A 7,796-nucleotide genomic window follows, 5' to 3' on the forward strand; every position below is an offset into this window, starting at 1 on the left:
GGCGCTCGCTCTTCCGGCACTTATTCAATATAGCGAGTCCACTCTTTCTTGTCAACTCTTTTCTCAAAATATTTTTTGAGCTTTTTTATCAACGCCTCAAATCTACTCACCGCACACCCTTTTAAGCCACAATTACTAAGACACCCTAGAAATCCAGGATTACTAAGAAAGTGATTTTTCAGTCGGTAATAGCTGTATTGCATAAATTTTGGGGCGATCGCGGTTGTCTGATTGCCCAGGCATATGACATTGAGAAGGGAGCAGGCACTAAAAACCCGCATACTTTTTTAAGAGCGTTGGGACCAGAACCTTGGGCTGTGGCTTATGTTGAACCTTGTCGTCGTCCCACTGATGGACGTTATGGTGAAAATCCCAATCGGTTTCAACACTATTATCAATATCAAGTTCTGATTAAGCCTTCGCCAGATAATATCCAAGAAATTTACCTCGATTCCCTCAGAGCGTTGGGAATTCGTCCAGAAGACCACGATATCCGGTTTGTGGAAGATAATTGGGAAGATGCGACGGTGGGTGCTTGGGGTACTGGCTGGGAAGTTTGGCTAGATGGGATGGAAGTGACCCAATTTACTTACTTTCAGCAGTGTGGGGGAATTGATTGCCGTCCGGTGTCAATTGAGATGACCTATGGATTAGAGCGACTGACGATGTATCTCCAAGGTGTAGATGCAATGACTAAAATCTACTGGACGGACAACATTACATACGGTGATGTTCACCTACAAGGAGAGATTGAGCAATGTGTTTACAATTTTGAAGCCTCTAATCCTGAGATGCTGCTAACACTATTTAATATGTATGAACAGGAAGCTACGCAATTGGCGGAGCGAGGACTGGTATTACCCAGTTTGGATTATGTTTTAAAGTGTTCGCATATGTTTAACTTGTTAGATGCAAGAGGCATCATTTCAGTTACTGAGCGAACTCGCTACATAGCTAGGATTCGGCATTTAGCGCGAAGAGTGGCGCAGCTTTATGTGGAACAACGTGAGAAACTGGGTTTTCCGCTTTTGAAGACTACGGTAAGTTCAACAGGCTCGTGATGGGCTTAATGTTACTTTATTCTCTTTCGGAGATGTCTATTTCAAAACCCTCGAAGAATGCCGCTATCCCGCCTTAGAATTAATTCTAAGGCGGGATAGCATAAGTCCATTAAAATGGACTGAAATCTTTATTTAGTCCTATGAAGAGGAGTTTCGCGCTGGGCGACAACAGTTTGCAATCCTATGCGGGATAAGGGTTTTACGAGATAAATAAATGTTGGTAACGACAAGGACTATAGGAACAGAGCTTACCTACGTGGGCTAAATACAATGTTTTGTAGCCGTGAGTTTAATGCTTGGGTAATTATGAGTTTGTAATCCAGCTATTGCCAAAGGTGCTAAATGCCCTCAGACTAAAGTCTGGGGCTACACTAACAAAGCCCGCCTAGGCGGGCTAAATGTAACGGTAAGTTCTAGTTGCCAGGTACTTTTGCAATAAGTCTCATGATTCAGGGAAGTGGTGTAGTTATTTGTCTTGGCTACATTGTAGGATTGTTGTTTACAGCAGTTCCTTTCGGCGGAGTTTGGGTGCTGGTTTTGGGGATAGTAGGAGCGGTTTTTTTGAGAAGACAGCGCATTACTTCGGCTAAACTGCCTCAGAAAACAGAAAAGCATCCAGCGAAAACTAACGCTGTATTACCAAGGCAAACTAATCCCAAACCAATTATATGGATAGTTGCTGGCTTAGTTGGGTTGTTTGCAAGCTTGTATTTTCAATTGCGTGTACCCCAACCTGGAAAAAATGACATCAGTCTGTTTGTTCCACCAGGAAGTAATAACAATCAAGAGCAACTTGTGATTGTTCGCGGGGAGGTGACAAGTATACCCCGTCTAACTCGCAGTCAACGGGGACAATTTTGGCTGCAAGTAAAGACTCTTGATGAGGTCAAAAAGGAAAGTAATTCAGCTGCTATGAGTAAAGGAGTCACAGGTAAGTTATACGTGACTGTACCTTTACTTCAGGCTACTGGGTTAAGTCCTGGTGAACAAGTTGCAATTACTGGGGTTTTATATAAACCAAAAGCAGCATCAAATCCTGGTAGTTTCGACTTTCAAAAGTTTTTGGGGCAGCAAGGGGCTTTTGCTGGTTTGATTGGAAAGCAGATCAATATTTTAGAAGAAGAAGATAAATGGGGATGGTGGAAAATTGGGGAGCGAATTGTGCGATCGCATGTTCGTTGGCTAGGTATCCCCGAAGGTCCCCTTGTCAGTGCTATGGTTTTGGGTAGCAAAGCTGTTGATTTACCTTACGATATTCGCGATTTGTTTGTGCAGGCAGGGTTAGCTCATGCTTTGGCAGCTTCAGGATTTCAAACTTCTCTAATATTAGGTGTGGTGCTGGGATTGACAAAGCGTACCAAACGTGTAACGCAATTTCTTCTTGGCTCGTTTGCCTTAATTCTTTTCTTGAGTTTAACTGGTTTTCAGGCTGCGGTACTTAGAGCGGTAATTATGGGATTTGCCGCGTTAATTGCTTTAGTATTAAGGCGAAAGGTGATGCAGTTAGGATCGCTACTGCTAGCCGCAACGCTGTTGTTGCTGTTTAATCCTTTGTGGATTTGGGATTTAGGATTTCAGTTGAGTTTTTTAGCAACTCTGGGATTAATTGTGACAGTACCACCGTTAATTCAGCGGTTAGAGTGGTTGCCGAGTGCGATCGCATCTTTAATTGCTGTTCCTTTAGCGGCGACAATTTGGACTTTACCAGTGCAACTTCACACATTTGGAGTTGTTCCAACTTATAGCATACTGCTAAATATCATTAGCACACCATTCATTTCTATTATTAGTATTGGTGGGATTATCAGCGCCATACCTGCGTTAATTTTGCCAGACGCTGGCGGCGTTTTCGCTACGATATTGCATTACCCTACTGATTGGCTAATTAAATTAGTGGAGTTTTTCAGCAATTTGCCAGGAAATTCTGTTGCTGTTGGCACGATATCTATTTGGCAGTTGCTGGCAATCTATGCACTGATTATATCGGTTTGGTTGGTGCGTTGGTGGCAGCAACGGTGGTGGTTTGCAGGTGTGGTTGCGATCGCTTTGGTGTTGATACCAGTTTGGCATTCTGCAAATAGTTTATTTAGGATTACGGTGCTTGCAGCTGATAGAGAACCAGTTGTGGTCATTCAAAACCAAGGAAGAGTAACGCTGATTAATAGTGGAGACGAAGGCACAGGACGCTACACAATTTTACCATTTTTGCAACAGCAAGGTGTGAATCAAATTGATTGGGCGATCGCTAGCAATTTCCAAGGCAATGATAGCAATGGTTGGTTGGAGGTGCTGCAACGTTTGCCGATTAAAGTTTTTTATGATTATTCTGCGACCCCAGACAATATATTGGCAAGTCAGGCTATCCAAAAGGAACTGCCAAAAAGTAAGGGAATTTATCAACCTTTGTCCCTCGGTCAAACCGTCAATACTGGTTCGACAGTGGTGCAGTTAATCAATGACCAATTACCCGTCTTACAAATGCAAATTCAAAATCAAAGTTGGTTGTTAGTGGGTAATCTCAAGTCAGACGAACTGCGTCAACTTTTGAAGAAGAAAGACTTGCCTCATCCGCAAGTGCTTTGGTGTGCTACTGAGTCATTGAAAGATTTGGTTTTGGCATTGCAACCACAGATAGCGATCGCACCTAACGCCGACCTTGACCCGAAAATTGTCTCAGAATTGAGCCAAAGTCAAACCAAGCTGTTTTTTACTGGGCGAGATGGGGCAATTCAATGGACTCCGAAAGGTGAGTTTGAGGCGTTTATTCAAGCTTCAGAAAATAGAGCTTCGGTATTGTGAGAAGCCCCGACGATTAAAATCGCCTCTACACAAACAAAGTCCGCCTACGCGGACTAACCTGAAAATAGGGTTTCAAATTTAATCTGACGAGAGTAATAAAAGAGTGTTAGTACAGCATTTCATTAATTCGTAGCAAATTAAATTTAGCAACACCCTGCATTGGCATTGCATCGCCTCGTATTGGCATTGCATCGCCTCGCATTGGCATTGCATCGCTTCGCATTGGCATTGCATCGCCTCGCATTGGCATTGCATCCTCTTGCATTTTAAAACGCTATGCTTTTATGCAAAACTGTACTTAGTTGCTTACGGCAGCATTTACCCCAAATACCCACCCACACCAACTGAGTGCCAAATCTCGACTCGTTGGGGCGAAAATTATCCTAAAATAAATGCGATCGCTCACTCCGAGCTTTTAAACTGAAATTGGGAATGGGTTTAGTTGAGGATGCGAGGGGGAAACAAGAGCGCTCGGTTCCTGGGGGTTCCGGGCATTGCCGTCAAGCCTTGTGGCAATGGTGCTTAACTCGAATTGAGCCAAAAGCCAATCGTCGGTTGCAGATCGAAGTAGGGCAATATCTGGGCAGTTACGTCGATAAATTGAAAATTGGCGGTACACCAGCAAAAGTAGCTCAATCGCGTTGTTGTGCAAAGGCTGCACGGCTTTTATTTCAAAAACTAACTCGACAAATAACTTAACAATAGATAATGGTGTAACGGCTAAGTCTTATAGTGAAATCAATTAGCCGTATAAAGCACGGCGATTGACTACTAAGAGGGAAAAACTCATGGTTCAACGTGGTTCTAAAGTACGTGTCCTCCGTAAAGAATCTTACTGGTTTCAAGATGAAGGAACCGTAGCATCTATTGACCCAGGCGGCATCAAGTACTCAGTAATTGTCCGCTTTAACAAGGTAAATTACTCAGGTATCAACACCAATAACTTTGCTGAAGATGAATTACTAGAAACTGAAGCACCCAAAGCAAAGGCGAAAAAGTAAATAGGGCATAGGTAATGGGTAATGGGTAATAAGTAATTCTTCCTTGTCTGCCTACTTCCCATTTCCCCTACTTCCCTGTCGCTATAAACTGTAAAGTGCTTTAATTAATGCGTAGTTTGGTGAAGTTAGCTGACTAATGCCGGAATTACCTGAAGTAGAAACAGTTCTCAGGGGTCTAAATCAATTGACCCTAAATCAAAAAATTACGGGTGGAGATGTATTGCTTGAACGAGCGATCGCTTACCCGTTTTCTTCTTTTGAGTTTATTTCTGGAATTAAAAGCAGTGCGATCGCTACTTGGCATCGTCGGGGCAAATATCTCCTAGCTGAACTTACAACCCAAGGGGATAAGGAAGCAGGAACACAGGGGGACAAGGGGACAAGGGGACAAAGGGACGACGACCTGGAGAATATTTCTTCTTTCCCCCCCTCTCCCCATCCCCCCCTCTCCCCATCCCCCTCTCCCACTTCCTTCCTTGGGGTTCATCTGCGAATGACCGGTCAACTGCTGTGGGTCCATCGAGATGAACCGTTGCACAAGCATACACGGGTAAGATTATTTTTTGGTTCGGAGCAAGAATTACGCTTTGTTGACCAGCGCACTTTTGGTAAAATGTGGTGGGTTCCTCCAGAAGTTCCGGTTGAAAGTATCATTACTGGTTTACAAAAATTGGGAGTAGAGCCGTTTTCACCGGAATTTACTGTAGAGTATTTCATAAGTAAGTTGCAAAATCGCCCCCGTCCTATCAAGACTGCCCTATTAGATCAATCAGTCGTAGCTGGGTTAGGCAACATTTATGCTGATGAAGCTTTGTTTTTGAGTGGAATCCGACCACAAACACTGTGTATAGATTTGAAAACAGAGCAAATTCAACGTTTGCGATCGCATATTATTCAAGTGTTAGAAACCAGCATTGCCGCTGGTGGCACAACTTTTAGTAATTTTCTCAATATAAAAGGTGTCAACGGTAACTATGGCGGTGTAGCTTGGGTTTACAACCGCGCCGGAGAACCTTGTAAAGTATGTGGTACAGCAATTGCGCGTATTAGATTAGGTGGGCGTTCGAGTCACTTTTGTATACAATGTCAGCGTTAGGTGTTACCATGCCAAATCCCGATCCAAAAGTTCCGCATCCACTGGAGGGATTCCCCCAGGTTTGTTTCATCAAAAATGTTGTCTCAAACCCCAATATCATCATCGGGGATTTTACTTATTATGATGACCTGGAAGACTCAGAAAATTTTGAGCGGAATGTGCTTTACCATTATCCGTTTATCGGCGACAAACTGATTATCGGCAAATTTTGCGCCATCGCTACAGGTGTAAAATTCATTATGAATGGCGCAAACCATAAAATGTCTGGGTTTTCTACCTATCCATTTGAAATTTTTGGTCATGGTTGGGAACGCGTAATGCCACAAGACGAATTACCTTTCAAAGGTAATACCGTGATCGGTAACGATGTCTGGATTGGATACGAAGCGGTGATAATGCCGGGAGTAAAAATCGGCGATGGTGCGATCGTTGCGACAAAATCTGTAGTAGTGAAAGATGTTCCACCTTACACAGTTGTCGGAGGCAATCCAACTACTCAGCTACGACAGCGGTTTTCAGATGAAACCATTGATACTTTGTTAGAAATTGCTTGGTGGAATTGGAATATTGAAAAAATTACGAGAAACTTAGAAAAAATTGTTGGTGCAGATATTGAAGCGTTAAAAATGTGTGTTTGACCAAATAAGTCGCGGGGTGCAAGCCTCTAAATTTATTTATGGGGGTAAGCCGTAGGCGAATTTATTCGCCGTCCAAACTCTTCTATTAACTCACTAATACTAATTCCACGCTTTTGGGCTTCTTGCCGCATATTCTCCCAAGCTGTAGGCGTTACAACTATTTGATGTCTTTCTTTTACCTCATCATGTAATATTGGGATATTTTTTAATCTTTTTTGTCCTTTTTTAGTTGTCATTATCTTAGATATTGTGTATTGTCTAAATATATGCTATCAAACGAGCGGAGGTGATAAATAAGTGTTGGTATTGGAATACAAAGCCGTCGTGAAAAAAGCCCAATCAATAGCAATAAATGAAGCTATTAGGACATCTCAGTTTGTGCGAAACAAAGTCTTGCGTTATTGGATGGATAATCGCGGTGTCGGGAAAAAAGAACTGTACCAGTACAACACTCAATTACGTTCAGAATTGAAGTTTGTCAATGATTTAAATAGCCATGCTTGCCAAGCATCAGTAGAAAATGTAGAGCGTGCTATTAACCGATTTTTTGATAACTGCAAGAACAATAAACCGGGGAAAAAGGGTTATCCAAGATTCAAAAAACATAGCCGTTCAGTTGAGTATAAAGTTTCCGGCTGGAAGTTGCACCCCTCCATAGGCCGTATCACTTTCACTGATAAAAAAGGTATTGGCGAACTCAAATTATTGGGTAAATGGGATATACATCAATATCCTGTTGAACTAATTAAACGAGTTCGGATTGTGCGTAGAGCCGATGGATGCTATGTGCAGTTTTGCTTAAAGATTGATAACAAGCAGGATGCACCATCAACTACATCAGAAATTGGTATTGATGTAGGCTTGGAATATTTCTACTCTGATAGTAACGGCAACCATGAAGAAAACCCACGATATCTACGTAAGTCTGAAAAAGATATCAAGCGGGTTCAATGCAACATTTATAAGAAGAAAAAGGGGTCAAGTGGACGGAGAAAAGCGCGTGGTATTTATGCCCGGAAACATTTAAAAGTAACAAGACAGAGGGAAGAACATGCGAAGAGACTCGCACGTAACTTATGCCTAGCTAACGCTAAGGTCGTCTTGGAAGATTTAGTGCGATTCGTTGATTAGTGAATCACGGTATTCAGTCCGTAAATAACTAATCCAGCCCGACAGCAGATTACTGTCACTAAAAGGCTGA

General features: G+C 42.5%; 9 protein-coding genes. 7 read left to right on the top strand and 2 right to left on the bottom strand.

Features of this window, described 5'->3' with window-relative positions; genetic code table 11:
* The first annotated feature begins 170 nt into the window (after nt 1-170).
* Nucleotides 171-1,061, top strand: a complete 891-nt coding sequence (gene glyQ / locus TOL9009_RS0121795; RefSeq protein ID WP_029634635.1) for a glycine--tRNA ligase subunit alpha — start codon at nt 171-173, stop codon at nt 1,059-1,061.
* Nucleotides 1,062-1,505: 444 nt separating this feature from the next.
* Nucleotides 1,506-3,860 (top strand): ComEC/Rec2 family competence protein, encoded by a 2,355-nt coding sequence (locus tag TOL9009_RS0121800; RefSeq protein WP_029634636.1) that lies wholly within the window; start codon nt 1,506-1,508, stop codon nt 3,858-3,860.
* 106 nt (nt 3,861-3,966) lie between these two features.
* On the opposite strand, the gene TOL9009_RS47590 is transcribed toward TOL9009_RS0121800, so the two are convergent.
* Nucleotides 3,967-4,125 (bottom strand): hypothetical protein, encoded by a 159-nt coding sequence (locus TOL9009_RS47590; RefSeq protein ID WP_186227620.1) that lies wholly within the window; start codon nt 4,123-4,125, stop codon nt 3,967-3,969.
* Between the two features lie 167 nt (nt 4,126-4,292).
* Here TOL9009_RS47590 and TOL9009_RS0121810 point away from each other — a divergent pair, with 167 nt between their 5' ends.
* The 4 genes from TOL9009_RS0121810 to TOL9009_RS0121825 all read left to right on the top strand — a co-directional run bounded on the left by TOL9009_RS0121810 (nt 4,293) and on the right by TOL9009_RS0121825 (nt 6,595).
* On the top strand, nt 4,293-4,559 hold the full coding sequence (locus tag TOL9009_RS0121810) for a hypothetical protein (protein ID WP_029634637.1): 267 nt from the start codon (nt 4,293-4,295) through the stop codon (nt 4,557-4,559).
* Nucleotides 4,560-4,648: 89 nt separating this feature from the next.
* The gene (locus TOL9009_RS0121815) at nt 4,649-4,861 is read left to right on the top strand and encodes a photosystem I reaction center subunit IV (protein WP_029634638.1); all 213 of its coding nucleotides are present in this window, start codon (nt 4,649-4,651) and stop codon (nt 4,859-4,861) included.
* A gap of 136 nt (nt 4,862-4,997) precedes the next feature.
* Nucleotides 4,998-5,957, top strand: coding sequence for a DNA-formamidopyrimidine glycosylase (locus TOL9009_RS0121820; protein ID WP_029634639.1), 960 nt, complete (start codon nt 4,998-5,000; stop codon nt 5,955-5,957).
* A gap of 8 nt (nt 5,958-5,965) precedes the next feature.
* Nucleotides 5,966-6,595, top strand: a complete 630-nt coding sequence (locus tag TOL9009_RS0121825) for a Vat family streptogramin A O-acetyltransferase (protein WP_029634640.1) — start codon at nt 5,966-5,968, stop codon at nt 6,593-6,595.
* Between the two features lie 32 nt (nt 6,596-6,627).
* Here TOL9009_RS0121825 and TOL9009_RS40080 read toward each other — a convergent pair whose 3' ends face one another.
* A complete protein-coding gene (locus tag TOL9009_RS40080) occupies nt 6,628-6,831 on the bottom strand; it encodes a hypothetical protein (RefSeq protein WP_038296516.1) in 204 nt (67 codons plus the stop codon).
* A 61-nt stretch (nt 6,832-6,892) separates the two neighbouring features.
* Here TOL9009_RS40080 and TOL9009_RS40085 point away from each other — a divergent pair, with 61 nt between their 5' ends.
* Nucleotides 6,893-7,726, top strand: a complete 834-nt coding sequence (locus TOL9009_RS40085) for an RNA-guided endonuclease InsQ/TnpB family protein (protein WP_144238301.1) — start codon at nt 6,893-6,895, stop codon at nt 7,724-7,726.
* Nucleotides 7,727-7,796: the final 70 nt, after the last annotated feature.

Origin of the sequence: [Scytonema hofmanni] UTEX 2349, from assembly GCF_000582685.1 — a bacterium.
Lineage (GTDB): Bacteria > Cyanobacteriota > Cyanobacteriia > Cyanobacteriales > Nostocaceae > Hassallia > Hassallia hofmanni.

What these genes read in the sequence shown, in the direction of transcription:
- TOL9009_RS0121800 (WP_029634636.1), top strand. Translation starts at nt 1,506, where the DNA reads ATGATTCAGGGAAGTGGTGTAGTTATTTGTCTTGGCTACATTGTAGGA.
- TOL9009_RS47590 (WP_186227620.1), bottom strand. Translation starts at nt 4,125, where the DNA reads ATGCAAGAGGATGCAATGCCAATGCGAGGCGATGCAATGCCAATGCGA.
- TOL9009_RS0121810 (WP_029634637.1), top strand. Translation starts at nt 4,293, where the DNA reads ATGGGTTTAGTTGAGGATGCGAGGGGGAAACAAGAGCGCTCGGTTCCT.
- TOL9009_RS0121815 (WP_029634638.1), top strand. Translation starts at nt 4,649, where the DNA reads ATGGTTCAACGTGGTTCTAAAGTACGTGTCCTCCGTAAAGAATCTTAC.
- TOL9009_RS0121820 (WP_029634639.1), top strand. Translation starts at nt 4,998, where the DNA reads ATGCCGGAATTACCTGAAGTAGAAACAGTTCTCAGGGGTCTAAATCAA.
- TOL9009_RS0121825 (WP_029634640.1), top strand. Translation starts at nt 5,966, where the DNA reads ATGCCAAATCCCGATCCAAAAGTTCCGCATCCACTGGAGGGATTCCCC.
- TOL9009_RS40080 (WP_038296516.1), bottom strand. Translation starts at nt 6,831, where the DNA reads ATGACAACTAAAAAAGGACAAAAAAGATTAAAAAATATCCCAATATTA.